The sequence below is a fragment of the Geodermatophilus sp. SYSU D01045 genome (assembly GCF_054050295.1).
Genome location: NZ_JBJGZB010000013.1, coordinates 42,663 through 68,673 on the forward strand (window position 1 = coordinate 42,663; position 26,011 = coordinate 68,673).

General features: G+C 75.4%; 27 protein-coding genes. 10 read left to right on the forward strand and 17 right to left on the reverse strand.

All coding sequences use genetic code 11. From position 1 onward, the window contains the following. The first annotated feature begins 136 nt into the window (after positions 1–136). Together mca and ACI798_RS12435 are read left to right on the forward strand one after the other, a co-directional pair. Positions 137–1,024 (forward strand): mycothiol conjugate amidase Mca, encoded by an 888-nt coding sequence (gene mca, locus ACI798_RS12430; RefSeq protein ID WP_456942801.1) that lies wholly within the window; start codon positions 137–139, stop codon positions 1,022–1,024. Next, entirely contained in the window at positions 1,021–1,383 is a 363-nt protein-coding gene (locus ACI798_RS12435) for a hypothetical protein (protein ID WP_456942800.1), read from the forward strand. Before mca ends, ACI798_RS12435 begins: the two co-directional genes overlap by 4 nt. A gap of 48 nt (positions 1,384–1,431) precedes the next feature. On the opposite strand, the gene ACI798_RS12440 is transcribed toward ACI798_RS12435, so the two are convergent. Then, positions 1,432–1,986, reverse strand: coding sequence for an AMIN-like domain-containing (lipo)protein (locus tag ACI798_RS12440; protein WP_456942799.1), 555 nt, complete (start codon positions 1,984–1,986; stop codon positions 1,432–1,434). 203 nt (positions 1,987–2,189) lie between these two features. Here ACI798_RS12440 and ACI798_RS12445 point away from each other — a divergent pair, with 203 nt between their 5' ends. From ACI798_RS12445 to ACI798_RS12460, 4 genes are read left to right on the forward strand one after another with little or no spacing between them, the layout of a single operon-like run. Continuing rightward, the gene (locus ACI798_RS12445; protein ID WP_457048043.1) at positions 2,190–4,187 is read left to right on the forward strand and encodes a thioredoxin domain-containing protein; all 1,998 of its coding nucleotides are present in this window, start codon (positions 2,190–2,192) and stop codon (positions 4,185–4,187) included. Positions 4,188–4,244: 57 nt separating this feature from the next. After that, entirely contained in the window at positions 4,245–4,847 is a 603-nt protein-coding gene (locus ACI798_RS12450; RefSeq protein WP_456942797.1) for a hypothetical protein, read from the forward strand. 20 nt (positions 4,848–4,867) lie between these two features. Then, positions 4,868–5,527: a maleylpyruvate isomerase N-terminal domain-containing protein gene (locus tag ACI798_RS12455; protein WP_456942796.1), complete on the forward strand. Its 660-nt coding sequence runs from the start codon at positions 4,868–4,870 to the stop codon at positions 5,525–5,527. A gap of 30 nt (positions 5,528–5,557) precedes the next feature. After that, entirely contained in the window at positions 5,558–6,808 is a 1,251-nt protein-coding gene (locus ACI798_RS12460; RefSeq protein WP_457048044.1) for a geranylgeranyl reductase family protein, read from the forward strand. Between the two features lie 89 nt (positions 6,809–6,897). Here ACI798_RS12460 and trhA read toward each other — a convergent pair whose 3' ends face one another. Next, positions 6,898–7,710 (reverse strand): PAQR family membrane homeostasis protein TrhA, encoded by an 813-nt coding sequence (gene trhA, locus ACI798_RS12465; protein WP_456942794.1) that lies wholly within the window; start codon positions 7,708–7,710, stop codon positions 6,898–6,900. Between the two features lie 138 nt (positions 7,711–7,848). Between trhA and ACI798_RS12470 the strand changes: the two genes are divergently transcribed. The 4 genes from ACI798_RS12470 (at position 7,849) to ACI798_RS12485 (ending at position 11,712) form a co-directional block, all read left to right on the forward strand. Further along, the gene (locus ACI798_RS12470) at positions 7,849–8,628 is read left to right on the forward strand and encodes an isoprenyl transferase (RefSeq protein WP_387987873.1); all 780 of its coding nucleotides are present in this window, start codon (positions 7,849–7,851) and stop codon (positions 8,626–8,628) included. A gap of 13 nt (positions 8,629–8,641) precedes the next feature. After that, positions 8,642–9,859, forward strand: a complete 1,218-nt coding sequence (locus ACI798_RS12475) for a DUF885 domain-containing protein (RefSeq protein WP_456942793.1) — start codon at positions 8,642–8,644, stop codon at positions 9,857–9,859. A 3-nt stretch (positions 9,860–9,862) separates the two neighbouring features. Continuing rightward, positions 9,863–10,150, forward strand: a complete 288-nt coding sequence (locus tag ACI798_RS12480; RefSeq protein WP_456942792.1) for a hypothetical protein — start codon at positions 9,863–9,865, stop codon at positions 10,148–10,150. Between the two features lie 266 nt (positions 10,151–10,416). Further along, positions 10,417–11,712 (forward strand): PhoH family protein, encoded by a 1,296-nt coding sequence (locus tag ACI798_RS12485; RefSeq protein ID WP_456942791.1) that lies wholly within the window; start codon positions 10,417–10,419, stop codon positions 11,710–11,712. A gap of 80 nt (positions 11,713–11,792) precedes the next feature. Here ACI798_RS12485 and ACI798_RS12490 read toward each other — a convergent pair whose 3' ends face one another. The 15 genes from ACI798_RS12490 to ACI798_RS12560 form a co-directional block, all read right to left on the reverse strand. Beyond that, positions 11,793–12,713, reverse strand: a complete 921-nt coding sequence (locus tag ACI798_RS12490; protein WP_457048045.1) for a hypothetical protein — start codon at positions 12,711–12,713, stop codon at positions 11,793–11,795. A 159-nt stretch (positions 12,714–12,872) separates the two neighbouring features. Further along, positions 12,873–13,118 (reverse strand): hypothetical protein, encoded by a 246-nt coding sequence (locus ACI798_RS12495; RefSeq protein WP_456942789.1) that lies wholly within the window; start codon positions 13,116–13,118, stop codon positions 12,873–12,875. Continuing rightward, positions 13,115–15,937 carry a hypothetical protein gene (locus tag ACI798_RS12500; RefSeq protein ID WP_457048046.1) on the reverse strand — a complete coding sequence of 941 codons (2,823 nt, stop codon included), beginning with the start codon at positions 15,935–15,937 and terminating at the stop codon, positions 13,115–13,117. The genes ACI798_RS12495 and ACI798_RS12500 overlap by 4 nt, the downstream gene beginning before the upstream one ends. After that, on the reverse strand, positions 15,924–17,954 hold the full coding sequence (flhA, locus tag ACI798_RS12505; RefSeq protein ID WP_456942787.1) for a flagellar biosynthesis protein FlhA: 2,031 nt from the start codon (positions 17,952–17,954) through the stop codon (positions 15,924–15,926). Before flhA ends, ACI798_RS12500 begins: the two co-directional genes overlap by 14 nt. Positions 17,955–18,038: 84 nt before the next feature. Beyond that, entirely contained in the window at positions 18,039–19,187 is a 1,149-nt protein-coding gene (locus ACI798_RS12510) for an EscU/YscU/HrcU family type III secretion system export apparatus switch protein (RefSeq protein ID WP_456942786.1), read from the reverse strand. A 6-nt stretch (positions 19,188–19,193) separates the two neighbouring features. Beyond that, positions 19,194–19,958: a flagellar biosynthetic protein FliR gene (fliR, locus tag ACI798_RS12515; protein ID WP_456942785.1), complete on the reverse strand. Its 765-nt coding sequence runs from the start codon at positions 19,956–19,958 to the stop codon at positions 19,194–19,196. 5 nt (positions 19,959–19,963) lie between these two features. Further along, positions 19,964–20,239, reverse strand: coding sequence for a flagellar biosynthesis protein FliQ (gene fliQ / locus ACI798_RS12520; protein ID WP_387987863.1), 276 nt, complete (start codon positions 20,237–20,239; stop codon positions 19,964–19,966). Further along, positions 20,236–21,054: a flagellar type III secretion system pore protein FliP gene (fliP, locus tag ACI798_RS12525; RefSeq protein WP_457048047.1), complete on the reverse strand. Its 819-nt coding sequence runs from the start codon at positions 21,052–21,054 to the stop codon at positions 20,236–20,238. The genes fliQ and fliP overlap by 4 nt, the downstream gene beginning before the upstream one ends. Next, positions 21,054–21,461, reverse strand: a complete 408-nt coding sequence (locus ACI798_RS12530) for a FliO/MopB family protein (protein WP_456942783.1) — start codon at positions 21,459–21,461, stop codon at positions 21,054–21,056. The genes fliP and ACI798_RS12530 overlap by 1 nt, the downstream gene beginning before the upstream one ends. Further along, on the reverse strand, positions 21,458–22,234 hold the full coding sequence (gene fliN, locus ACI798_RS12535) for a flagellar motor switch protein FliN (protein ID WP_456942782.1): 777 nt from the start codon (positions 22,232–22,234) through the stop codon (positions 21,458–21,460). The genes ACI798_RS12530 and fliN overlap by 4 nt, the downstream gene beginning before the upstream one ends. Then, complete coding sequence (locus ACI798_RS12540; RefSeq protein ID WP_456942781.1) at positions 22,231–23,199, reverse strand: flagellar motor switch protein FliM; 969 nt, start codon at positions 23,197–23,199, stop codon at positions 22,231–22,233. Before ACI798_RS12540 ends, fliN begins: the two co-directional genes overlap by 4 nt. Before the next feature lie 94 nt (positions 23,200–23,293). Further along, the gene (locus ACI798_RS12545; RefSeq protein ID WP_456942780.1) at positions 23,294–23,767 is read right to left on the reverse strand and encodes a flagellar basal body-associated FliL family protein; all 474 of its coding nucleotides are present in this window, start codon (positions 23,765–23,767) and stop codon (positions 23,294–23,296) included. Then, the gene (locus tag ACI798_RS12550; protein ID WP_456942779.1) at positions 23,764–24,684 is read right to left on the reverse strand and encodes a flagellar motor protein MotB; all 921 of its coding nucleotides are present in this window, start codon (positions 24,682–24,684) and stop codon (positions 23,764–23,766) included. The genes ACI798_RS12545 and ACI798_RS12550 overlap by 4 nt, the downstream gene beginning before the upstream one ends. Then, positions 24,681–25,451, reverse strand: a complete 771-nt coding sequence (locus ACI798_RS12555; RefSeq protein ID WP_456942778.1) for a motility protein A — start codon at positions 25,449–25,451, stop codon at positions 24,681–24,683. Before ACI798_RS12555 ends, ACI798_RS12550 begins: the two co-directional genes overlap by 4 nt. A gap of 3 nt (positions 25,452–25,454) precedes the next feature. Then, positions 25,455–25,745: a flagellar FlbD family protein gene (locus ACI798_RS12560; RefSeq protein WP_456942777.1), complete on the reverse strand. Its 291-nt coding sequence runs from the start codon at positions 25,743–25,745 to the stop codon at positions 25,455–25,457. Positions 25,746–26,011 lie beyond the last annotated feature (266 nt).

Consider the following 26,011-nt stretch of genomic DNA (forward strand, 5'->3'; position numbering starts at 1 on the left):
TGGCCCGTGCAGGGACCTGATGCGCTCCCTGTCGGGGAGCGGACGGTACCGGACCGCACCGTGACAGGCACCACATCCGGCCCTCCGGGGGACCGGTCGGCGGCGATCCGTCGGCGCGCCGGGGGACACTGGGGAGGTGACCGACGCCCACCCGTTGCGCCTGCTCGCCGTCCACGCCCATCCCGACGACGAGTCGAGCAAGGGCGCGGCGACGATGGCCAAGTACGTCGCCGAGGGCGTCGAGGTGATGGTGGCGACCTGCACCGGCGGTGAGCGCGGCTCGGTGCTGAACCCGTCGCTGGACCGTCCGGAGATCTGGGAGCGCCTGCCGCAGCTGCGCGTCGAGGAGATGGCGCGCGCCCGCGAGATCCTGGGTGTCCAGCAGGAGTTCCTCGGGTTCGTCGACTCCGGCCTGCCCGAGGGCGACCCGCTGCCGCCGCTGCCCGAGGGCTGCTTCGCGCTGGTCCCCACCGAGGAGGCGGCGGCGCCGCTGGTGGCGCTGATCCGCCGGTTCCGGCCGCAGGTCGTGCTCACCTACGACGAGCGCGGCGGCTACCCGCACCCCGACCACATCAAGACGCACGAGATCTCGGTGCACGCCTTCGAGGCGGCCGGCGACCCGGAGCGCTACCCCGAGCTGGGCGAGCCCTGGCAGCCGAGCAAGCTCTACTACCACATGGGCTTCACGCTGACCCGGACGCGGGCGCTGCACGAGGCGATGCTCGAGACCGGCGCCGAGTCGCCCTACGCCGAGTGGCTGGCGAACTGGGACCCGGAGCGGGACACGAGCCACCGCGTCACCACCCGCGTGCCGTGCGCGGAGTACTTCCCGGTGCGGGACGCCGCGCTGATCGCGCACGCCACCCAGATCGACCCGGACGGCCGCTGGTTCGCCTGCCCCATGGACCTGCAGCAGCGGGTGTGGCCGACCGAGGACTACGAGCTGGCCCGCTCGCTGGTCGACTCGGCGCTGCCGGAGGACGACCTGTTCGCCGGCATCCGCAGCGAGGTGCCGGTCCCGTGACCACCGGGCTGCTGGGCGGTGCGCTGACCGGGGCGGTGCTGGCCGCCGAGGAGCAGCTGCCCGAGGACGTCGGCAAGTCCGGCCCGTTCGGCCTGTTCCTCACCCTCGTCCTGCTGCTCGCCGTCTTCCTGCTGGTCCGGTCGATGAACCGGCACCTCAAGCGGATCCCGCGCAGCTTCGAGCCGGAGGACCGGGAGCCGCAGGTCGTCGTCCCCGACACCCCGGCGGAGCTGGTCGACCCGCCGCGCCGGCCCGGTCAGGACCTGCTCGACGACCTGCGCCGCGCGCCCCGCGCCATCGAGGGCCCCAAGCGCAGCGGCCCCGAGCGCGACGACCGGACGGACCCGCCGGCGCACTGACGCCGGCGGGCCGGCCGGGCCGGGGGCGGTCCGGCCCGGCCGCGGTGCTCACCAGGTGTGTGCGACGTCGACGACGAGGCGCGAGCCGTCGCCGGGGCCGTCGAGGACCAGCACGCGGAACGGCAGGCGGGCGCGCACGCCCAGCCCGACGGTGCTGCTGCCCTCGAACGAGCCGGCCCAGGCGACCTGCCGGAAGGTGCGGTACCCGCCCACGGCGACGGCCTCGGCGTCGTTCCGCGGGTCGTAGGTCGCCGCCCCGGCGTCGGTGTACCCGGGGGTGTGGACGACGACCTGCAGGTCGGCGGCACCGCGCAGCGGCACCGGCCGGCCCGAGCCGTCCTGCACGACCCGGGGCACGTACCGGACGTCGTGGCCGACGTCGGCGGCGTCGATCCCGTCGAGGTCCAGGACCAGCCGGTCGTAGCAGTCGTGCCGGCCGGTGCGGACGTCGTCGAGGGTGCCGCCGCCGCGGTCCGCGACGGCCTCCGGCAGGGAGCCCCACGCCGTGCTGCAGGAGGCGGCGGAGGCGGACGGCAGGGCGACGCCGAGGGTGGCCGTGGCGGCGGCCAGGACGACGGCGGCGCGGGTGCGGGTGGTGCTCATGGCGGGCTCCCGGGTCAGGGGGATGCGGACGAGGTGAGGATGCGCCGACGACCGCGTGCAGACCATGGCCCGGATCGCCCACGGACGTCGATCTGAGGGGTCTTCCGCTGTGCACAAGTGACAGGAAACTGCCCTGTGGGGGCGACACGAGGTGGCACATCGCCTTCCCGTTGCCGCGGGGTGACGATGGGTATCCCCGAGCCGTGTCGAACCGCCTCGCCACCGCCACCAGCCCCTATCTGCTGCAGCACGCGGACAACCCGGTCGACTGGCGCGAGTGGGGTGAGGAGGCCTTCGCCGAGGCCCGCGAGCGGGACGTCCCGGTGCTGGTGAGCGTCGGGTACGCCGCCTGCCACTGGTGCCACGTGATGGCCCACGAGTCGTTCGAGGACGAGGCGACCGCGGCGCAGATGAACGCCGGGTTCGTGTGCGTCAAGGTCGACCGGGAGGAGCGGCCCGACGTCGACAGCGTCTACATGACCGCCACCCAGGCGCTCACCGGCTCCGGCGGCTGGCCGATGACCGTCTTCACCACCCCGGACGGGCGGCCGTTCTACTGCGGCACCTACTACCCGCCGCGCCCCGCCGGCGGCATGCCCGCGTTCCGGCAGGTGCTCACCGCCGTCTCCGAGGCCTGGACCCAGCGCCGCGACCAGCTCGAGGAGGCCGGCACCCGGATCGCCGAGGGCATCTCCCGCCGCCTGGACCTCGGCCCGCCCACGGCGCTGTCGGCCGCCGACCTCGACGCCGCCGCGGCCGCGGTCGCCGCCGACCACGACGACCGGCACGGCGGGTTCGGCGGCGCGCCGAAGTTCCCCCCGTCGATGCTGCTGGAGTTCCTGCTCCGGCACGCCGCCCGCAGCGGGGACGCCCGGTCGCTGGAGGTGGCCCGCCGCACCCTGGAGGCGATGGCCCGCGGCGGCATCCACGACCAGCTGGCCGGCGGCTTCGCCCGCTACTCGGTCGACGAACGCTGGGTGGTGCCGCACTTCGAGAAGATGCTCTACGACAACGCCCTGCTCCTGCGCCTGTACCTGCACCTGTGGCGGGCCACGGGGGAGGACTGGGCGCGGCGCGTGGCCGACGCGACCGCCGCCTTCCTCGTCCGCGACCTCGGCACGCCCGAGGGCGGACTCGCCAGCGCGCTGGACGCCGACACCGACGGCGTCGAGGGCCTGACCTACGTGTGGACGCCGGCGCAGCTGACCGAGGTGCTCGGCGACGACGACGGCCGCTGGGCGGCGGAGCTGTTCGGGGTGACCGGACGCGGCACGTTCGAGCACGGCACCTCCACGCTGCAGCTGCTCCGCGACCCCGACGACCCCGCCCGCCTCGCCCCCGTGCGCGAGCGGCTGCTGGCCGCCCGCGCCCGGCGCCCGCAGCCGGCCCGCGACGACAAGGTGGTCACCGCCTGGAACGGGCTGGCGATCGCCGCACTGGCCGAGCACGGCGTCCTCACCAGCACCCCCATGTCGGTGGACGCCGCCCGACGCGTGGCGGAGCTGCTCGCCGGCGTGCACTGGGTGGACGGGCGGCTGCGGCGGGCCTCGCGGGACGGCGTCGCCGGGGCGCCGGCCGCGGTGCTCGAGGACCACGGCGACCTCGCCGAGGGGCTGCTCGCGCTGCACCAGGCCACCGGCGAGGGCCGGTGGCTGGAGTGGGCGGGCGACCTGCTCGACGTCGTCGCGGAGCAGTTCCTGGACGCCGACGGGTGGCACGACACCGCCGCCGACGCCGAGCCGCTGGTGCACCGCCCGTTCGATCCCGCGGACGGGCCGACGCCGGCCGGGGTGGCCGCAGCCGCGGGGGCGTTCGTCACGTACGCGGCGCTGGCCGGGTCGCCGCGGCACCGCGAGCTCGGCGAGGCCGCGATCGGGCAGCTCGGCCTGCTGGTGCGCCGGGCGCCGCGGGCCGCCGGCTGGGCCGCGGCGGTGGGGGAGGCGCTGCTCGCCGGGCCGCTCGAGGTCGCCGTCAGCGGGCCGGCCGGGCCGGAGCGGGACGAGCTCGCCGCGGCCGCGCGCGCCTCGACCAGCCCGGGCGCCGTCGTCGTGGTGGGGGAGCCCGACGCCCCCCGGGTGCCGCTGCTGGCCGACCGGCCGGCCGTCGGCGGGCGCCCCGCCGCCTACGTGTGCCGGGGCTTCGTCTGTTCCGCGCCGGTCACGGACGTGTCCGCTCTCAGCGCAGCGATGGCCCCTTCCTGACGCCGGTATGCGGTCTTACCGTGTAATCCCGTAAGCACCGCACCGTTGGAGGCCGTCGTGCACGGACACCACCACCGCTTCGCCGACTCGCCCTTCGCCCGCATGGGCGCCCCCGGCTGGCGCCGCCGCGGCCCGGGCGGCCGCGGGGGCGACACCCCGCCGGTCGACCGCGCCGAGGTCGCCGGCTGGTTCGCCGGGCGGCTGCCCGACGGCTGGTTCACCGGTCCGGCCGACATCACGGTCGACCGGGACGAGATCACCGTCGTCGGCCCGCTCGCCGAGCCCGACGCCGGCGAGGGCGACCCGACCGCCGCCCGCGCCGGCCGGATCGCCCGCTTCCGCGAGGACACCCGCGGGCAGCGGATGGCCATCGCCGACGCCGCCCAGGAGCGCTACGGCCGCTCGGTGGCCTGGGGCGCCTCGTGCGGCGACGTCCGCGAGGTGTTCACCAACGCCTCGGTGCCGGTGATGACCCGGCTGCGCCAGCCCGAGCGGCTGGTGCTCGACACGCTCGTCGACGCAGGCGTCGCCCGCTCCCGCTCGGAGGCGCTGGTGTGGGCCGTGCGGCTGGTCGGGCAGCACGCCGACGCCTGGCTGACCGAGCTGCGCGACGCCATGGCGTCGGTGGAGGAGGTCCGCGCCCGCGGGCCGGAGGTGTAGACCTCTGCCACGCTGCCCGGGTGGGCCCACGGGAGCTGCTGCACACCGCGTACGAGGACCTCACCCGGGTGCTGCTCACGCTCACCCGCGCCGAGGGGTGGGCGCCGACCGGCTGCACCGGCTGGGCGGTCGTCGACCTGACCCACCACCTGCTGCAGGACGCCCGCCGGGCGCTGGTCGCGCTGGCCACCCCGGCGGGCGGCCCGGCGGACACGAGCGCGGTGGACTACTGGCGCTCGTGGCGCCCGCCGGCGCCCGACGACGAGGACGGCCTGTGGGCCACCCGCGCCGCGGCCAGCCTGCACGGCGGGTTCGCGGCGGTGCAGCGCAGCCACGCCGAGGCCGCGGCGGCCGTGCTCGTGGCCGCCGGGCGGGTGGCCGACGGCGACCTGGTGCGCACCCAGGGTGCCGTCATGACCGTGGCCGACCTGCTGTCCACGCTCACCGTCGAGGCCGCCGTCCACCACCTGGACCTGGTGGCCGCCCTCGACCGTCCCGGACCCGGGCCCGCGGCGCTGGCCGAGGTGCGCCGGGTGCTGGAGGGCCTGCTCGGCGGCCCGCTGCCGCCGGGGTGGGACGACGCCACCGCCGTCCGCCGGGGCACCGGCCGGGAGCCGCTGACCGACGCCGACCGCGCCGCGCTGGGAGGCGCGGCCGCCCGGTTCCCCCTGTTCGGCTAGCCCTTCCGCAGGTCGGGGACACTGGAGGGCGTGCCAGCAGCTGCCGCCGTCCCCGCCGCGACCGACGTCCTCGTGGTGGGGGCCGGGCCGGCGGGCTCGGCCGCGGCCGCGTGGGCCGCGCGCACCGGCCGTGACGTGCTGCTCGCCGACGCCGCCGTCTTCCCGCGCGACAAGACCTGCGGCGACGGGCTGACCCCCCGCGCGGTCGCCGAGCTCGACCACCTCGGCCTCGGCGACTGGGCCCGCTCCCGCGCCCGCAACCGCGGCCTGCGCGCCGCCGGGTTCGGGCGGGTGTGGGAGCTGCCCTGGCCGGGCGGCGCCTTCCCGGACCACGGGAGCGCGGTGCCGCGCACCGAGCTCGACGCGCGCGTCCGCGACGTCGCGCTGGCCGGCGGCGCCACGCCGCTGGAGGGCGCGCGGGCGGTCGACGTCGAGCGCGACGGCGACCGGGTGACCGGCGTGGTCCTCGACGTCGCCGGGGAGCGGACGACGGTGCGCTGCGAGCGGCTGGTCGTCGCCGACGGCGCCCGCTCGCCGCTGGGCCGGGTGCTGGGCCGCCAGTGGCACCGCGACACCGCCTACGGCGTCGCCGCCCGCGGCTACGTCGCCTCCGGGCGCAGCGACGACGAGTGGATCTCCTCGCACCTGGAGCTGCGCGACGCCGACGGGGCGCTGCTGTCCGGCTACGGCTGGGTGTTCCCCTTGGGGGCGGCGTCCGGGCAGGTGAACATCGGCGTCGGCACGCTGGCCACCGCGCGCCGACCGGCCGGCGTGCAGCTCCGGGCGCTGCTCGACACGTACGCCACCGCCCGCCGCGAGGACTGGCAGCTGGACGGCCCGGTGCACGCGCCGGCCTCGGCGCTGCTGCCGATGGGCGGGGCGGTGTCCGGCGTCGCGGGGCGGAACTGGGCGCTGGTCGGCGACGCCGCCGGCTGCGTCAACCCGCTCAACGGCGAGGGCATCGACTACGGCCTGGAGACCGGGCGCACGCTGGCCGGCCTGTTGGAGGAGAAGGACTGGTCGGAGGCCTGGCCGGTCACCCTGCGCCGGCACTACGGCGAGGCGTTCTCCGTCGCCCGCCGCCTGGCCGGGCTGCTGACGTTGCCGCGGCTGCTGCCCGCGGCGGGGCCGGTCGGCATGCGCTCGCGGGCGCTGATGACCGTGGCGCTGCGGGTGATGGGCAACCTGGTCACCGACGCCGACCGCGACGTCGTCGCCCGGGCCTGGCGCGCGGCCGGCCGGGTCTCACGCCGCTTCGACGACCGCCCCCTGTTCGCCTGAGCGGGGGCCCGGAGGGGTCCCCGACGTCGGACGGGGAAGGGTTCAGCGCGACAGGGGCACGGCACCTGGCCGCGGTGTCTGACCGGAGGTCAGACGAACGGGGAGTTGTACATCGCGAAGTAGACGGCGATGTAGTGGCAGATGGCGGCCACGACGGTCATCGCGTGGAAGACCTCGTGGTACCCGAAGACGCCCGGCCACGGGTTCGGCTTCTTGATCGCGTAGGCCACGCCGCCGACGGTGTAGAGCACGCCGCCCACCGCCAGCAGCACCAGCGAGGTCACGCCCGCGATGTGCAGGATGTCGGTGAGGATGAAGACGGCCACCCAGCCCAGGCCCACGTAGAGCGGCACGCCCACCCAGCGCGGCGCCGTCGGCCAGGTGAGCTTGAGGCAGACGCCGGCCAGCGCACCTGCCCAGACGCCGCCGAGGACCCAGTAGCCCAGCGGCTGGTCGACGGCGAGCAGCGAGAACGGCGTGTACGTGCCCGCGATGAACAGGAAGATCATCGAGTGGTCGAGCCGCTTCATGACCTTCCAGCCGCGCGGTGACCAGCGGCGCCGGTGGTAGAGCGCGCTGATGCCGAACAGGCCGCAGATGGTCAGGCAGTAGACGGCGACCGAGAAGCCGGCGCGGGCGCCGAGCACCGAGCCCAGCGGCACGAGGACGGCGCCGGCGGCGATCGCGCCGAAGAACGCGAACAGGTGCAGCCAGCCGCGCAGCCGCGGCCGGGTGTCGGGATGCTCCCAGTCCCCGTCGGCGAAGTCCGCGGCGGTCCAGGTGTGCTCGACCCGCTCGCCCTCCTCGAGGACGGTGGCGAGGGCAGGGCCGTGCGGGGCCTCGATCTCGGCTCCGTCGGCCTCTACCCGGACCGGCTCCAGTTCGTCGGCAGCAGAGGTCACGCACCGAGGTTACGGAGGCGTAGGTGCGCCTGCACCGCCAGAGACCCGTGAGTTCCCCGGGCAGCCTCCCGGAGGGGCGGCGCGCTGCCCGGGAGCCAGCGGAACGACGGTGTCCCGGGGCGCCTAGGGTGTGGCTCCGTGGGGGCGCGTCAGTGGGTCCGCGACGTCCTGACGCAGATGTACGAGCGTCGCCTGGCCCGGCAGCTGGTGGGCGCCGACGTCCCCCGGCACGTGGGCGCGATCATCGACGGCAACCGCCGCTGGGCGCGGGCCACCGGGCTGCTCGACCCGAACGCCGGGCACCGCCGCGGCGCCGACCGCATCGCCTCCTTCCTCGCCTGGTGCGACGAGGCCGGCGTCGAGGTGGTCACCCTCTTCCTGCTCTCCACCGACAACCTGTCCCGGCCCGAGCCGGAGCTGACGCCGCTGCTGCGGATCATCGAGGGCGTCGTCGAGGACCTGTCGGCGCCGGACCGCCGGTGGCAGCTGCACCCGGTCGGCGCCCTGGGCCTGCTGCCGCCCGAGACGGTCACCGTGCTCAAGGAGGCCGAGGAGACCACCCGCGACCGGCCGGGCGCGACGGTGAACCTCGCCGTCGGCTACGGCGGCCGCCGGGAGATCGCCGACGCCGTCCGCTCGCTGCTGGCCGAGCACGCGAGCCGCGGGACGTCGCTGGACGAGCTGGTCGAGGTGCTCGACGTCGAGCACATCGCCGAGCACCTCTACACCCGCGGCCAGCCCGACCCGGACCTGGTCATCCGCACCAGCGGCGAGCAGCGCCTGTCGGGTTTCCTGCTCTGGCAGACGGCGCACTCGGAGTTCTACTTCACCGACGTCTACTGGCCCGACTTCCGCCGGGTGGACTTCCTGCGCGCGCTGCGGGCCTACGCGGCGCGGCACCGCCGTTTCGGTGGGTGACAGACTCGGGCCCATGGCAGCCGGTGCGGTCGACGTCCCCCTCGAGTACGTGCGGCTGGGGCTGCGGTTCGACCGGCTGGAGTCCGGCTTCGTCGACGCCTACACCGGCGAGAAGCGGATCCGCGCCGGGGTGGAGAGCGAGCCGGCGCCGACGCCGCAGGGCCTGCGCGACCAGGCCCGGGCGCTGCTGCGGGAGCTGGACTCGACCGTGCTCCCGGCCGACCGCGCCGCGTTCCTCCGCGGCCAGCTCACCGGCCTGGAGTGCAGCGCCCGGAAGATGAGCGGCGAGCCGGTGGGCTTCCTCGACGAGGTGCGCAGCTACTTCCAGGTCGACCTCACCCTCGGCGACCCGGCCGCCTACGCCGCCGCGCACGCCGAGCTCGACGCCCTGCTGCCCGGCGAGGGGTCGCTGGCGGAGCGCTACGCCGCGCACCGCCGCCGCGAGGAGTGCCCGCCGCAGCGGCTGGAGGCCGCGGTGCACGCGCTGTCCAGCGCGCTGCGCGACCGGGTCCGCGGCCGGTACGGGCTGCCCGAGGCCGAGACGGTGCGCTACGAGGTGGTCACTGACAAGCCGTGGTCGGGCTTCAACTACTACGAGGGCGACTTCCGCTCGCGGGTGGCGATCAACGCCGACCTGCCGCACCGGCTCAGCCAGCTGGTGCACCTGGTGGCGCACGAGTCCTACCCCGGCCACCACACCGAGCACTGCCGCAAGGAGCGCGGGCTGGTCGAGCGGGCCGGCCACCTGGAGCACACGGTGTTCCTCGTCAACACCCCCGAGTGCCTGATGGCCGAGGGGCTGGCCGACCTCGGCGTCGACGCCGCCGTCGGCGACGGCTGGGGGCCGTGGTCGGCCGAGGTGCTCGGCGACCTGGGGCTGCGCTTCGACGGGCACCTCGCCGAGCGGATCGCCGCGGCCGCAGCCCCCCTGAACCGGGTGCGCCAGGACGCCGCCGTGCTGCTGCACGACCGCGGCACCGACGCCGACGAGGTCGCCGCCTACATCCAGCGCTGGTCGCTGGTCAGCTCCGACCGCGCCCGCCAGCAGCTGCGGTTCCTCACCCACCCGCTGTGGCGGGCCTACATCACCACCTACGTCGAGGGCTACGACCTGCTGCACCGCTGGCTCGGCGCCCGCCCGGCCGGCCAGGACGTCGCCGACCGCTTCGTGCGCCTGCTCGACGAGCCGCTGACCCCCGCCGTCGTCACCGCCGAGCTCTCGGACGCCTGACCGGTGCCCCGCCGCGACCCCCGGGAGGCCCGCGCCCTCGGCCTGTGGACGGCGGGTTGGCTGTTCGTGCTCCTGCTCGCCGGGCTGCTGTGGATCGGCGACCTCGCCGTCCAGTGGCCGGTGCTGCTGGTCCCGGTGCTGTGGGCGGGGGTGGCGGTCCGGCCGCGCCGGGGACGGCGGGAGGAGGCCTGGGACGTGCCCGGGCACGGCGGCCCGCCGCCCACGTGGGAGCTGCCGGTGTCGCGCCCGCTGCCCCGGCCCCCGGACGCGCGGGGGCGCGAGCCGTACTGAGCCGTGGGCCCGGTCGTCCCTGGGACGGGCGGTACGGGTGGGACCCCATCGGGTGAACAGTGCGTTTCGGCGTGCTGCGACCGCGCGCTCCTGTCGGTCCGGAGCTCTACCGTCCGGGGTGGACGACGGGCCCGCCTCGCCGTCCACGGGAGGCCCGGTTGGTGCTGACGTTCTCGTCGACCAGGGGGGCCGGTACCCGGCCCCTGTGCCGGGGCCCGGCCACCTTCGAGCCGGGGCGCGGTCTCGCGCCCCAGGGGAGACGACCCGTGACCACTCGCCGCACGTACGTCCTCGACACCTCCGTCCTCCTGTCCGACCCCCGCGCGCTGCTGCGCTTCGGCGATGCCGACGTGGTGCTCCCGCTGGTCGTCATCGGGGAGCTCGAGGACAAGCGGCACCACCCGGAGCTCGGCTGGTTCGCCCGCCAGGCGCTGCGGCTGCTCGACGACCTGCGGGTCACCCACGGCCGGCTCGACGCACCGGTCCCGGTGGGGGAGGACGGCGGCACGCTGCACGTCGAGCTCAACCACAGCGACGCCGCGGTGCTCCCGGCCGGCTTCCGCAACGACAGCAACGACAGCCGGATCATGGTGGTCGCGCTGAACCTGCGGGCCGAGGGCCGCGACGTCTGCCTGGTCACCAAGGACGTGCCGCTGCGGGTCAAGGCGGCGGCCGTCGGCCTGGAGACCGACGAGTACCGCGCGCTGGACGCCGTCGACGAGGGCTGGACCGGCATGGCCGAGCTGTCGCTGGACGACGCCGAGCTGTCGGGCCTCTACGACACCGGCGAGGTGTACGTGCCGGCCGCCGCGGAGCTGCCCGCGCACACCGGTCTGGTGCTGCTGAGCTCGCGCGGGTCGGCGCTGGGGCGGGTGACCCCGGACAAGCAGGTGCGGCTGGTGCGCGGCGACCGCGAGGCGTTCGGGCTGCACGGGCGCTCGGCCGAGCAGCGGGTGGCGCTGGACCTGCTGCTGGACCCCGAGATCGGGATCGTCTCGCTCGGCGGGCGGGCGGGCACCGGCAAGTCGGCGCTGGCGCTGTGCGCGGGGCTGGAGTCGGTGATGGAGCGGCGGGCGCACAAGAAGGTCGTGATCTTCCGGCCGCTGTACGCCGTCGGCGGGCAGGAGCTCGGGTACCTGCCCGGCAGCGAGGGCGAGAAGATGTCGCCCTGGGCGCAGGCGGTCTACGACACCCTCGGCGCGCTGGTGTCCACGGAGGTCCTTGACGAGATCGCCGCGCGCGACCTCATCGAGGTGCTGCCGCTGACCCACATCCGCGGCCGCTCGCTGCACGACTCGTTCGTGATCGTCGACGAGGCGCAGTCGCTGGAGCGCGGCGTGCTGCTGACCGTGCTGTCGCGGCTGGGCAGCGGGTCGCGGGTGGTGCTCACCCACGACGTCGCGCAGCGGGACAACCTGCGGGTCGGCCGGCACGACGGCGTCGCCGCGGTGGTCGAGCAGCTCAAGGGGCACCCGCTGTTCGCGCACGTGACGCTGACCCGGTCCGAGCGCTCGCCGATCGCCGCCCTGGTCACCGAGATGCTGGAGGACCTCGAGCTCTGACGGCGGGCCCCTCCTGGGTGTTCTCCGTCCTCCTGGGGTCCGGCAACACCCCTCGAGCACGGAGAACACCCCAGGAGGGCTCACCCTCCGCCGCGGACGAGTGCTCGCCGGATGCGTGCACCCAGCCGGGTCCGGTCCTGCACGTCCTCCCAGGTCCAGCGGACGACGCCCCAGCCCTCGTCGCGGATGGCGTCCTCGCGGCGTTTCTCCTCGAACACGGCGTCGCCCGGGTCCTGACCCGGCCGGAGCGGCCGCTCGAACTCGACCCGCCCGTCGAACTCCCCGAGCAGCCGTTCGGGCTCCCACGCGAAGTCGGTGCGGCCGAGGAGGACGCCTTCCGCCGTCCGCACCGGGAACTGCAGGCCGCTGGGGCCCGGACCGAGGGCGTGCAGCACCACCCTGCTGCGGCTGTCCCTGACGCTCTCGCTGCGGCCGTCGGCGAACCGGACGGCGCGGGCGGCCGGCCGGGCGCCCGGCCGGCCGCGGCACCGGCCCAGGGCGTCGGCCAGCGCGGCCGCGGTGCAGAGTCCGGTGTGCAACGCTGCGTCGAGCACGACGACGGCCGGCTCGAGAGGCAGCGTCCGGGCGAGGTCGACGGCGGTCCGGGCCGGCGAGGTGACGGGAACGCCGCGGACATCCACGACCTCGTCGTCGTCCAGGTGCCCGACGTGGACGAACAGGACGCGACCGGCGCCGTTCCACGCCGGCGGCCGCCGGGTGACGTGCACCCGGCTCAGCGGCACGCCCCGAAGCGGCATGCCGAGCAGGACCGCCGCCGACTGGTGGCTGACGACCGCCGGCCGCCGGAGCTGTCCGAGTGTCGCCGTCACCAGGAGACGGTGGCGGGTCGTCGCGGCATCCGGCGCGGCGCCGTCGAGGTAGGCGCCGCGCCGCAGGCGGGTCCACTCACGGCGCCGGGCCAGGCGGCCGAGTTCGTCGTCGGTGGAGCCCTCGTCGAGCGCGTCGCGGCGGAGGAGCAGGCGGGGCGGCACGTCGGTCACCGAGCGACCGTGGCGTCCTCACCCGTCCGGCAGGGTTCACCGCTCCCGGTGGTGGAGGACGCACTGGGTCGTGGACGGCCGCTCCTGGGGCGTTCCTCGCGGTGCCGGGGTGCTGCAGGACCCCGGGAGTCCGGACGACGCCCCAGGAGCAGGAGTGGGTCAGGCGGCGGAGGTGGGCCCCTCGTCGGGGAGCGCCGGCGTCCGGGACGCGCGCTGCCGGTCCGGGCGGGTCCGCGGCGTCGCGGCGTAGCGCAGCAGCGCCACGGCGCCCCAGCCGGCGAGCAGGCACCAGGGCAGCCGGGTGACGACGTCGTCGAGGGTGAAGTCGCCGCGCAGGTACAGCGCGAGCACCGGCAGGGCCAGCACGAGCCCCGCCGCGAGGACGTCCCAGCGCAGCGGGCTCATGCCTCAGCGGTCTCCAGCCGCTCGCACAGCAGCGAGGCCCAGCGGTGCGCGGTCGCCCGCACGCCGTCGAGGAGCGCCACGGGCACGGTCGTCCGACCCAGCACGGCCGCGGGGTCGGCGGTCAGGTCGGTGTCCTGGACGACGAGCGCGTCGACGCGGGGCAGCGCGTCCAGCCACGGACCCACGTCCTCGGGCTTGCGGGTCGCCTCGACGACGGCCCAGACCGCGACCGGCGAGAAGATCGCCATGACCTGCTCGAGCCACGTCCGGCCCCCGGCGCGCATCGGGGCGTCCACCGCGACGACGGTCGGCGTCCCCGCGGCGGCGGCCTCCTGCTTGCGTGCGATCGCGGTGTCGACCGAGGTGATCCGGCTGGACTGGGGCGCGAGCGCGGCGAGGTCGCCGCGGGTGGCCCACTGCAGCCGGTCGGCGTCGAGCCGCATGGTCGCGGCCAGCGAGCGCGCGGCGGCGAGCGTCTCGACGCCGGGCCCGACGACCAGCAGCACCTCGCCGGCACCGGCCGGGGCCGACGGCGCCGCGGGCAGCGCCGCGCCGAGCGCCCGGGTCAGCGCCGCGTAGGTGCCGGACTGCGCGACCTCGGCGGGGAAGCCCGCACCGAGCAGGTCCTCCGGCACGCCGAGCGCGCGCAGCCGGGCGACGGTGCCGGCGGCCTCGACCATCCGCGGGTCGACCCAGCCGCGGCCCGACGGCACCGCGCCGGCCTCGCGCACCGACGGCACGACGACACGGGTCGGCGTCCAGCCGCGGCCGGCGCGGGCGTCGACGGGCAGGCGGGTGACGGTCGCCAGGCCCGGCGCGGGGGCGGCCACGCGGGCGACGGCCTGACCGGGCACCGGCGGCAGGCGGCGCGCCGGCGGCACCGGCGGGCGCCCGAGCAGCCGCGGCACGGCCAGCTCGGCGCCGGGGGTGGGCGGCGGCAGCAGCGACAGCGGGGGCAGGACGGCGGTGGAGTCGAGCGGCAGCGGGGCGGGGTCGCTGGCGGTCGGCGCGAGCACCGCCTCCCCGGCCTCCCACTCGTCGGACTCGGCCGCGGCGTCGACCCAGCCCGGCTCCTGGTCCACGCGCTGCGACGGCGCCGGGACCGGCGGGCGGCCGCGGTGCACGCCGCCCTGGGTGGAGGCGCCGGCGAGCACGCCGCGGAGGATGTCGGTGAGCGCGTCGTCCGGGGTGTCGTGGGCGAGGGCCGCGCGCAGCACCTCGGCGATGGCCTCCTCGCGCCCGGTGACCGGGCCGGTGAGGTCCCGGTCGGCCCAGGCGGCCACCGGCTGGGGCGCCGGCACCTCGATCGGCTCGGCGACGACGGCCGGCAGCACGTCGGTGACCGGCTCGTCCTCCGCCGCGAGGGCGAGGGCGACGGGCGCCTCGACGGCGGCGTCCTCGACGGCGGCGTCCTCGGCGGCGCCCTCGTCGGCGGCGCTCTCGTCCAGATCCGGGCCGAGCAGCTCGGTGAGGAGGGAGTCCTCGTCCGCGGTCTCCGCAGGGTCCTCGGTGTCCGCAGGGTCCTCGGTGTCCGCAGGGTCCTCGGTGTCCGCAGGGTCCTCGGTGTCCGCAGGGTCCTCGGTGTCCGCAGGGTCCTCGGTGTCCCCGTCTGCCGCCGGGGGCTCCTCGACGGCGGGCTCCTCGACGGCGGCCGCCTCGGCGACGACCTCGGCGACGGGCTCGGCGACGGGCTCGGCGGCGGCGGCCGGGCGGGGGACGGGCACGGGATCGGCCCACATGTCCACGCCGGGACCGGGCTCGTCGGACAGCTCCGGGACCTCGGGAGCCTCGTGCTGCGGCTCCTCGACGACCGGCTCCTCGACCAGGGCCTCGACGGGCTCCTCGGCGACGGGCTCCTCGGCGACGGGGGCCTCGGCGACGGGCTCAGGAGCCACGGGCGCCGGAGCGGGGGCGGCGGCGCGGGCGGGCGCGGCCATCGCGGCGGCGAGGGCGGCGGCCAGCGGCATCGCGGGCGCGGCGGGAGCGGGCTCCGGGGTCCGCAGCACCGCCGGGGGCGCGAGCTCCTCGTCCGTGGCCTCGGCGGTCGCGGCGGCAACCGCCTGCACCGCCCGCAGCGCCTCGGCGGCGGACATGGCGGCGGCCGAGCGCACGGCGTCGTCGACCGCCTCGCGCACCTCCCGGTCCCCGGCGACGACCTGCGCCAGCGCGGCGGTGAAGAGCGAGGGACCGGCGGCCTCGACCGGCGGGCGCACCGCGGTCCGGCCGGGCCGCCGGGCGGCGGAGGCACCGGCGGCGGCGGCCGGCGCGGCGGCAGCAGCAGACGGCGCGGCGGCGGGCGAGGACGGGGCAGCCGTGCGGGGAGCGGCAGCGGGACGGAAGGCGGAGACCCCGGTGGCGGGCCGGCGGGAGGCGCCCACCGACGCCCGGGAGTACAGGCCGACCCCGGGGTCGCCGTCGCCGGACCCGAGCAGGCCGGCCAGCTCGGACACCGGGTCCGGCAGCTCGGTGGGGATCGTCGGGCGCTCGGTGGGGACGGTCGGGCGCGCGGTGGGCCGGGCCGCCGCGGGACGGCTGCGGTGCAGCTCGGTGGCGCGCAGGAACGCGCCGGTGTCGGCGAGCGGGCGGGGGTCGCGGCTGAGCGCGGCCTCGATCCGGCGGGCCGACTCGGACTTCGGGGCGGGGCCGCGCCGGGCCGGCTCGACGTCCTCCACCTCGGCGACGAACCGCTCGGTGGCGAAGAAGCCCAGCACGCCGCCGGACCGGACGCGGCGGACGCCGGTGATCCGCACCGCGTTGCCGTACCGCTCGCGGGCCGCGGCGACGGCGGCCTCGGGCGTGGGCGCCTCAACGGATGGCAACGGCACCGTTCACCACTCCCAGTGACTCGATCTGGGCCGTCCGGGAGACCTCCGAGTAGGAGATCACCGGCAGGCGGGGGAGGACCTGACGCATCAGGCGGGACAGCGCGGCCCGCACCTGGGGGGAGCAGACGAGGACGGGGGACAGGCCGTGCTGCTCGGCGTCCTCGAGCAGCCCGCTGCACCCGGTGACCAGCGCGTCGACCGAGCCGGCGTCCAGCGCCAGCACCTGGCCGCCGTCGCTCTGCCGCACCGCCTCCAGCAGCCGCTGCTCGAAGGCGGGCTCCAGCGTGAGCACGTGCAGCCGCTCGTCGGGGGTGACGTAGGGGTGGCTGATCGCCGCGCCGAGCGCCGCGCGCACCGCCTCGACCAGCCCGTCCAGGTCGGTGGAGGTCTTCGCGCGCAGCGACAGCGCCTCGAAGATGCGCACCAGGTCGCGGATGGAGACGTTCTCCGCCAGCAGCGCGTGCAGCACCCGCTGGATCTCGCCGAGGGTGAGCAGCCCCGGGGTGAGCTCCTCGACGACGACCGGGTGGGTCCGCTTGACCATCTCGACCAGCAGCCGCACGTCCTCGCGGCCGAGCAGCTCGGCGGCGTTCTGGCGGACCACCTCGGCCAGGTGGGTGGTGATGACCGAGGAGCGGTCGACGACGGTCGCGCCGGCCATCTCCGCCTGCCGCTGCAGCTCCACCGGCACCCACTTGGCGGGCAGGCCGAACACCGGCTCGCGGGTCGGCCGGCCCGGCAGCCCGTCGAGGGCGTCGCCGATGGCCAGCACGGTGCCGGCGGGGGAGGTGCCCTTGGCCGCCGGGACGCCGTTGAGCCAGATGACGTACTGCGACGAGGGCAGGTCGAGGTTGTCGCGGGTGCGGACCAGCGGGATGACCAGGCCGGTCTCCATCGCGACCTTCCGGCGCAGCGCCTTGACCCGGTCGAGCAGGTCGCCGCCGCGGGCGGAGTCGACGAGGTCGACCAGGTCGAAGGCCACCTCGAGCTCCAGCGGGTCGACCCGCATGCGCTCGGCGATCGCCTCGGGGGAGTCCGGCGCGGGCTCCTCGGCGGCGGCGAGCGCGGGCGTGTCGTCGTCCTCGGCCGGGGTCTCCTGCATCCGCGCGGCCATGACCAGGAACAGCCCGCCGATGACCAGGAACGGCAGCTTCGGCAGCCCCGGGATCAGGCACATCGCCAGCGCCGCGCCGCCGGCGATGCGCACCGGCTGGCGGAAGCGGCCGAGCTGGGCGAGCAGGTCGCTGCCCATGTCGCCGTCGCTGGCCGAGCGGGTGACGATGATGCCGGTCGCGGTGGACAGCAGCAGTGCCGGGATCTGCGAGACCAGGCCGTCGCCGACGGTCAGCAGCGAGAAGGTGGAGACGGCGTCGCCGGGCGCCATGCCGCGCTGCATGACCCCGACGGCGAAGCCGCCGATCAGGTTGATCAGCGTGATGATGATCGCGGCGATGGCATCGCCCTTGACGAACTTCGATGCCCCGTCCATCGAGCCGTAGAAGTCGGCCTCGGCGGTGACCTCGGTGCGCCGCTTGCGCGCCTGCTGCTCGTTGATCAGGCCGGCGTTGAGGTCGGCGTCGATGGCCATCTGCTTGCCGGGCATCGCGTCGAGGGTGAAGCGGGCGCCGACCTCGGCCACGCGGCCGGCACCGTTGGTGATGACGACGAACTGGATGATCGTGAGGATCACGAAGATCACCAGGCCGACGACGAGCGAGCCGCCGATCACGAAGTGCCCGAAGGCCTCGATGACCTTGCCGGCGTAGCCGTCGGTGAGCACCAGCCGCGTCGAGGAGACGTTGAGGGCGAGCCGGAACAGCGTCGCGATGAGGATCAGCGACGGGAAGACCGCGAAGTCCAGCGGCCGCTTGATCTGCATCGCGACCAGCAGGATCAGCAGCGACGCGGTGATGTTCAGGCCCAGCAGCAGGTCGAGCACCGCCGCGGGCAGCGGCACGACCAGCATGAGGACGATGGCCACCACGCCGATCGGCACGGCGGCCTTGGTCATCCCTCGCACGGGCACTCCATCGGCAGCCGGGGGTGCCCGGCCGACCGCTGACGGCGCACGAGTCACAGCCGTCCCAGGGTCGCGTCAGGAGGGGAGCGGGTTCCTCCGGCGGCCGGCCTTCGGCAGGTCCCGGACGTCGGGCGCCTCGAACCCGGGCCGGTGGAAGCCGCCGCGCACGCCGCGGGCGCCGAGCTGCATGACGAAGGCCAGCACCCGGGCGACGGCGGTGAACAGCTGCGGCGGCACCTCCTGGCCGAGCTCGCAGGAGGCGTGCAGCGCCCGAGCCAGCGGCACGTCCTGCACCATCGGCACCCGCGCCTCGGCGGCCCGCTCGCGCAGCTTGGCGGCGATCTCGTCGGCGCCCTTGGCCACCACCCGCGGCGCGCCCTCCTCCGGCTCGTACCGCAGCGCGACGGCGACGTGCGTCGGGTTGACCAGCAGGACGTCGGCGGTGGCGACCTCGGCCATCATCCGGTTGCGCGACATCGCCAGCTGCATCGACCGGCGCTGGCCCTTCACGTGCGGGTCGCCCTCGGACTGCTTGTGCTCCTGCTGGATCTCGTACTTGGTCATCTTGAGCTTGGTCATCGTCTGCTTGCGCACCACGACGTAGTCGGCGATCGCGATGACCAGGCCGGTGATCGCCACGACGCGGAACATGAGGACGGCGGAGGAGGCGAAGGTGGCCACCACCGCCGACAGCGGCAGCGCCCCGGACGCCGACACCAGCGCCTGCGCCCTGCCGCTGGTGACGACGACGACGGTGCCGAGCGCCGCCGTCTTGATGACCGCCTTGAGCGCCTCCCACAGGCCGTGGGTGCCGAACATCCGCTTCATCCCGGGGAACGGGTTGAGCTTCTTGAGCGTCGGCTTCATGCCCTTGGTGGCCAGCGCGACCCCGCCCTGCGCGGCCGAGGCGAGCACCCCGACGAGCATGAGCGCGAGCGCCATCGGCAGCACCGTCTCGAGGAAGGCCCTCAGCGCCTCCCCGAGCAGCGCGCCGACCGCGTCGGCCTCCGGGTGCTCGACCACCGACCCGAACCGCACGAACAGCCGGCCCACCGCGTCGAAGGCGTTCCCGACCAGCATCGGCAGGAAGACGCTCGCCGCCGCCACGCCCGCCCAGGTGCCGAGCTCCTGGGTCCGCGGGATCTGCCCCTCCTTGCGCGCCTCCTTGAGGCGCTTGGGAGTGGGCTTCTCGGTCTTCTCACCACCCTGACCGTCCTTGGCCACCCGGCCTCACCCGCTCCGGAAGCCGACGACCGCGCGGGTGGCCTGCTCCACCAGCGCGTCCAGCGCCGGCGGCAGCAGCGGGAAGGTCAGCCCGAGCAGCGCGAGGGTCAGCATGATCTTCACGGGGAAGCCGATGGCGAAGATGTTCAGCGCCGGGGCGGCCCGGGACAGCAGGGCGAGGGCGACGTCGGCCAGCAGCAGCACGGCCACCATCGGGCCGGCGATCTGCAGCGCGGCGAGGAACATCATCGAGAACGCCGTCAGCACGACCTCGCCGACGTCCCCGGCCGGGAAGCCGCCGCTGACCGGCAGCCCCTCGTAGGAGGTGGCGAACCCGCGCACGATCACCAGGTGGCCGCCGCTGGTGAACAGCAGCGTCGTCGCGAGCAGGTAGTGCAGCTTGCCGATGACCGAGTTGGTGGTCATGGCCAGCGGGTCGTAGGCCGGCTGCAGGGAGAAGCCGCCGGTGAGGTCGATGAGCTCCCCGGCGAACTGCACCGCGGTGAAGAACAGCTGGACGACGAAGCCCAGCGCCGCGCCGATGGCCACCTCGCTGACCGCGGTGACGACGAGGAAGCCGGTGGTCGGCTCGGGCAGGCCCGGCGCCACGCGGTCGACCAGGGCGACCGCGAGCGCCAGGGCCAGCGCGCCCTTGACCGGTGCCGGGATGGTGCGGGTGGTGAACGGCGGGGCGAGCAGGACGAAGCCGGCCGCCCGGGCGGTGGCCAGCAGCAGGGCCGCGAGGGTGACCGCCGGGACCTCGAGGTCCATGCCGGTCAGGTCCGCCCGAGCAGGCGCGGCAGCTGGTCGAAGAGGGTGTGGGTGAAGTCGACCAGCTCGGAGAGCACCCAGTTGCCGGTGACCAGCAGCGCGATGCTCACCGCGATCATCTTGGGGACGAACGACAGCGTCGGTTCCTGGATCTGGGTCGCCGCCTGGAACAGCGAGATGAGGAAGCCCACCAGCAGGGCCGTGAGCAGGACCGGGGCGGCGACCTTGGCGGCCACCATCATGGTCTGGACGGCGATGTCGGTGACGTCGGCGTCGGTCATCCGTACGACCCCACGAGAGACGTGGTGATCATCGCCCAGCCGTCGACGACCACGAAGAACAGCAGCTTGAACGGCAGCGACACGATCGAGGGCGGCACCATCATCATGCCCATCGACATGAGCGCGGCGCTGACCAGCATGTCCATCACCAGGAACGGGATGAACACGACCAGCCCGATGATGAAGGCGCTCTTGAGCTCGGAGAGGACGAACGCCGGGACCAGAGTCGTCATGCTCACCGCGGCGCGGTCCTCGGGCTGCTCCTCGCCGGACAGGCCGACCATGAGCTGCAGCTCGTCGTCGCGGGTGTTGTCGAGCAGGAACTCCTTGAGCGGCACGACGCCGGCGTCGTAGGCCGCGGAGACCGTCATCGCCCCGTCCACGTACGGCTGGACGGCGACGTCGTTGATGTCCGAGAGCACCGGCCCCATGACGAACAGCGTCAGGAACAGCGCGATGCCGGTGAGCACCGAGTTCGGCGGCGAGGACTGCAGGCCCAGCGCGTTCCGGGTCAGCGACAGGACGACGACGATCTTGGTGAACGACGTGCACAGCAGCAGCACCGCCGGCGCCACCGACAGCACGGTGATCGCGAGGATCAGCGTGATGGAGGTGCTCGGGCTGCCGTTGCCGACCGAGATGTCGACCCCGCCGTCGACCGCGGGCACGGTCGGGGCCGTGGGCGCGGTCGGCGCGGTGGGCGCCGCCGCGGCCGGACCCGCGAGCAGCACGCCGGCGAGCGCGCAGCCGAGCAGGGCCAGCAGGACGGTGGCGGCCCGGCGCGCGAGGACGCGCGCGGGGACGGTGGCGGTCATCAGCGGCGGACCGTCCGCTCGCGCAGCTGGCTGACGAAGCCCTGCCAGCCCGACCGGTCGAAGACCGAGCCGGCCAGCGCGCCGCCGACCCGGGGCGCCGGGACGGCCGGGCCGCCCGCGGCCGGCGGCGCGGCGGCGGCGCGCTCGGCGAGCGTGGCCTCCACGGCGTCGCCGTCGAGCTCGGCGAGCAGGGTGACCTGCTCCTCGGTGGCGCCGACGACGAGCACCCGGTCGGCGATGCGCAGCACGTTGACCGTGCTGGCGCGGCCCATCCGCTGGCGGGCCACGACCTCGACCAGGCCGCCGCTGGAGCCCAGGCCGCGCTTCTTCGCCAGGCGCGCGGCGAACCACAGCACGCCACCGACGAAGGCCAGCGAGAGCACCAGCCGGATCAGCATCCAGGTCATGCCTGCGCGGCCCCCAGCTCGGCGGCGGCGTCGCTGACGATCTCGCTGATCCGCAGGCCGAAGTCCTCGTCGACGACGACGACCTCGCCGCGCGCGATGAGGGTGCCGTTGACCAGCAGGTCGGCCGGGGCGCTGGCGGCACGGTCGAGCTCGACCACCTCGCCCGGGTGGAGCGAGAGCAGCTCGCCCACGGTCATCCGGGTGCGGCCGATCTCGACCGTGACCTCCATGGCCACGTGCCGCAGCAGGTCCAGGCTGTTGCGCGGGGTGCGCGGCGCCGTCGGCAGGGTCACCTGCAGCGCGAGCGTGGCGATGTGATCAGCGGAGGGGTGCCCCGCGCCGGCCACCAGCGGCACGGCGACGAACATGCCCTTGTCGCGCAGCCCGTCGAGCGCGGTCACCGGGTCCTCGGTGCGCTCGGCGTCCACCCGGACCCGGCCCAGGGTGGCCGCGGCGGCCTCGAGCGCGGGACGCAGCGCGGTGGCGACGTCCATCGGGCCGACGGGGGAGTTGTCGAGGGCCTCGACGACCTCCGCCGAGAGCACCAGGACGACGTCGCCGGTGATCTCGCCGGACAGCCGGGCGCCGACGGCGGCGGTCGCGGCCGGCGGGACCGGGACGGCGTCGGGGTCGGTGACCGCGGGCCCCGGGACCAGCTCGGCGCCGGAGGGGACGAGCGCGGCCGCGGCGCGGGCGGCGGCCACCACGACGGCGGTGATGGTCTCTGCAGCAGCGTGGGTGGCGGCCTGGGCGGTGTCGAGCGTGGCGGTCATGCGGGGTCCTTCACGGCGGACGGGGTGGGGACGATGGCGGCGGCCAGCCGGCGGCGGTGGTTGCTGGCGATGGCGTGGGCGAAGACGGCGTCGTTGGTGGTGACCTCGAGCGGCGCGTCCCGCGGGTGGCGCAGCAGCAGCACGTCGCCGACGGTCAGGGAGAGCAGGTCCTCCGAGGACACCTCGAGCGGGCTGAACCGGACGCTGACGTCGACCGGCACCAGCTCCAGGCGGGCGGCGAGCAGCTCCGCGGCGCGCTGCCGGGTGCGCTGGGCCGACTCCGACAGCTGCGGGGAGGCGGCGCTGTCGAGGGCCTGCTGGAAGGAGCTGAAGGGCAGCACCAGGGACGCGGCGCCCTCGCGGCTGCCGATCGACATCGTGTAGCGGGCCACCATCACGGTGTCCGAGCCCGCCGCGGCCTGGGCGAGGGCGGGGTTGTACTCGATGCCGTCGATGGCCGGCTGCAGCTCGGTGACGTGGGCGAAGGCGGCGGCGAACTCCTGCAGCAGGCGGGTGAGCAGCGAGGTGGTGATGGTGGTCTCCATCGCCGTCATCGGCCGCTCGGGCTGCTGCGCGGCGCCGGAGCCGCCGAGCAGGTGGTCGACGCCGGCCATCGCCATGTCCAGCGGGTAGGCCAGCAGGCCCTTGCCGCCCAGCGGCTCGATGGTGAACGTCGTCAGGAAGCAGGGGTCGGGCAGCGTGGCGAGGAAGTCGTCGTAGGAGTGCTGCTCGATGCCGTGCAGCTCCATCCGGGCGCCGGTGCGCAGCATCGTGGTGAGGACCGTCGTCGCCTGGCGGGCGAAGGCCTCCTGGGCGATCTGCAGCACGCGGACGTGCTCGCGGGAGAGCTTGGTGGGGCGGCGGAAGTCGTAGGTGCGGGGCGCACCGCGCCGGCTGCGGCCGCCACCGGCCGGCGCCTGCGGCCCGGGCCCAGCGGGCGCGGTCGCGGTGTCGGGGCGGGTCACGGTCCCCTCATCGGCGGGGCCGGAACGCGAACTGACCGGCGGCGCGGGGCGCCGCCGGTCAGCCGGGGAGTGTGGGACGGGTGGGACTACTGCGTCACTGGGTGACGTACTCGGTGAAGTAGATGCCCATGACCATCTCGACGCCGTCCTCGGTGTAGGCCTCGACGATCTGGTGCTCCAGCGACTCCTTGAGCGCCTCGCGGGCGCCGGCGACGTCGGCCGGCTGGGCCTGCGAGTAGGTGGAGATGATCAGGTCGAGGGCCTTCGAGCCGTCGACCCCGCCGCCCCCGTGACCGCCCGAGGCGGCGTCCTCGGTCGCCTGCAGGCTGATGCCGATCTTCAGGTAGCCGCCGCCGGCCAGGTTGACCGTGACCGGCTCGAGCGCCACGACCTCGCCGGCCACCGGTTCCTCGGCCTCGGCCTCGCCGGTGAACAGGAAGAAGTACGCGGCCGCGCCGGCCACGACCAGCAGGAGGGCCAGGAGGACGACCAGCTTCTTCCGGCCGCCCTCGGCCTCCTCGCCCTCGGCCGGGGCGTCCTTCTCCTTCGCCTTGCTCTTGGTGCTCACTCGTGGGTGCCTTCCTGTGCGGGGGCCGCGTGTACTGGTGCGTCGAGGCCGGGCAGGAGCTCCCGGGCCTCGGCGGAGGCGTCGGACAGCACGACGACGTCGACGCGGCGGTTGAGGGACAGGGCGTTGGGGTCGCTCGCCGGCACCACCGGGCGGGTGTCGGAGTAGCCGGTCCCGGACATCCGGTCCTGCGGGACGCCGGCGGCGGCGAGGTAGCGCACCACCGTGGTGGCCCGGTAGGCCGACAGCTCCCAGTTCGACGGCCACGGCCCGCCCGGCGTGACCGGCAGCGAGTTGGCGTGCCCCTCGATCGCGAGGTCGTTGGGCAGCGTGGCCAGCGTGCCGGCGACCGCGTCGAGGATGGTGCGGCCCTGCGGCTGCAGCGTGGCCTCCTCCGGGCCGAACAGCACCGGGTCGGACACGATGTGCACGGTCAGGCCGCGCTCGTCGATCTCGTACTGCGCCGTCCCGGCGTGACCGGCCGCCGCGAGGGCGGCGTCGATGGCGTCGCGGGCGGCGGCGAGCTGGTCGTACTCGGCCCGCGCCTCCGCCGCGACGTTCGCGGCCTCCTGGGCGGCGGCCCGGGCGGCCGCGGCGTCGACGTCGGCCTCCGCGGCGGGAGCCGGTGGGATCTGCACGTCGACGGCCGCGTCGAGGGAGTCGAGGACCGACGCGTCGGAGTTGGTGCCCGCGCTGCTCAGGGCGCTCACCGGGGCGCCGAACGCCTCGGACAGGCCGCTGGCCAGCGCGGCGAACTTCTCCTTGTCCACCTGGCTCATCGCGAAGAGGACCACGAAGAGCACCAGGAGCAGCGTCATCATGTCCGCATAGGACACCAGCCACCGCTCGTGGTTCTCGTGCTCCTCCTCCTCGTGCTTCCTGCCGCGGCGGCGGCCGCCGTGGCCGCCGGAGCTCACGCCGCCTCCTTGGCGACCTCACTGGGCGGGATCAGGGAGTTGAGCTTCAGCCGCACCGCGCGGGGGCTGGTGCCGGCCTGGATCTCGGCGATGCCCTCGACCAGCAGCTCCATCTGCGCGGCCTGCAGCTCGCTGACCCGCAGGATCTTGGCGCCCATCGGGAGGAACCAGAAGTTGGCGGCCATGACGCCCCACAGCGTGGCGACGAACGCCGAGGCGATCATGGGTCCCAGCGCCTCCGGGTTGCTGAGGTTCCCCATCACGTTCATCAGGCCGACGATGCAGCCGACGATGCCGATGGTCGGGGCGTAGCCGCCCATGGCGTTCATGAACTTGGCGGCGACCTTGTCCTCCGCCTTCTTCGCGGCGATCTCGCTCTCCAGGACCGCCCGCAGCTCCTCGGGGTCGGTGCCGTCGATGCCCATCTGCAGGCCGCGCTTGAGGAACGGGTCCTCGATCTGCTTGACCTGCGCCTCGAGCGCGAGCAGGCCCTCCTTGCGGGCCTTCTCGGCGAGGGACACCAGGGTCTGGATCTGTGCGCTGGCCGGCGGGACCTTGGCCGGCACCACGGCCATCTTGAACCAGCCGGGCAGCTTCTTGAGGTCGTCCATCGTCTGGCTGGACATCGCCGCGCCGAAGGTGGCGACGATGACCAGGACGATGGCCGGGAGGAAGATCAGGGTCGTCGGGTCCGAGCCCTCGAGGACCATGAAGACGAGGAGGGCGACCAGCGAGACGACGAACCCGATCAGGGTGGCGGGATCCACGGGTCAGCGCTCCTCGCGGGCCGGGAAGGGCACGACCGCGGCGTGGGTGGCGCTGCCGCCGTCGGGGGCCGGCGTCGTCGGGCGGTAGGTGCCGCGGTCCATGGCGTAGGCGGTCGCGAGGATGCTGGCCCGGTACTCGCGGATCGCGTCGAGCACCTCGTCGACGTCCTCGCTGACGACGTACTTGGTGCCGTCGACGAGGAAGACGACGGTGTCGGGGTGGCCCTCGACCCGCTCGATCAGGTCGGGGTTGAGCGCGAAGTGCTCCCCGTTCAGGCGCGTCACTCGGATCACGGGTGGGTCCTCTGGCTCGTACGGGAAGGGGGAGGGCCGCGACGGCGCGGCGCCGGCTACAGGGACCATCGGTCCCGCGCGGGGACTGCTTGAGCCGAACCCGGCCCGCCGCATCACCCCCGGGGGTGAGCCCGGCACCGCGTTCCCGCACGTCACACGCGTACCGGGAGGCGACCGGGGGACGACGCGGCGCGGCCCGGCACCCCGGGGAAACGGGTGCCGGGCCGCGGCCTCGCACCGTGCGGGAACGGCCCCCTCGCAGGGGC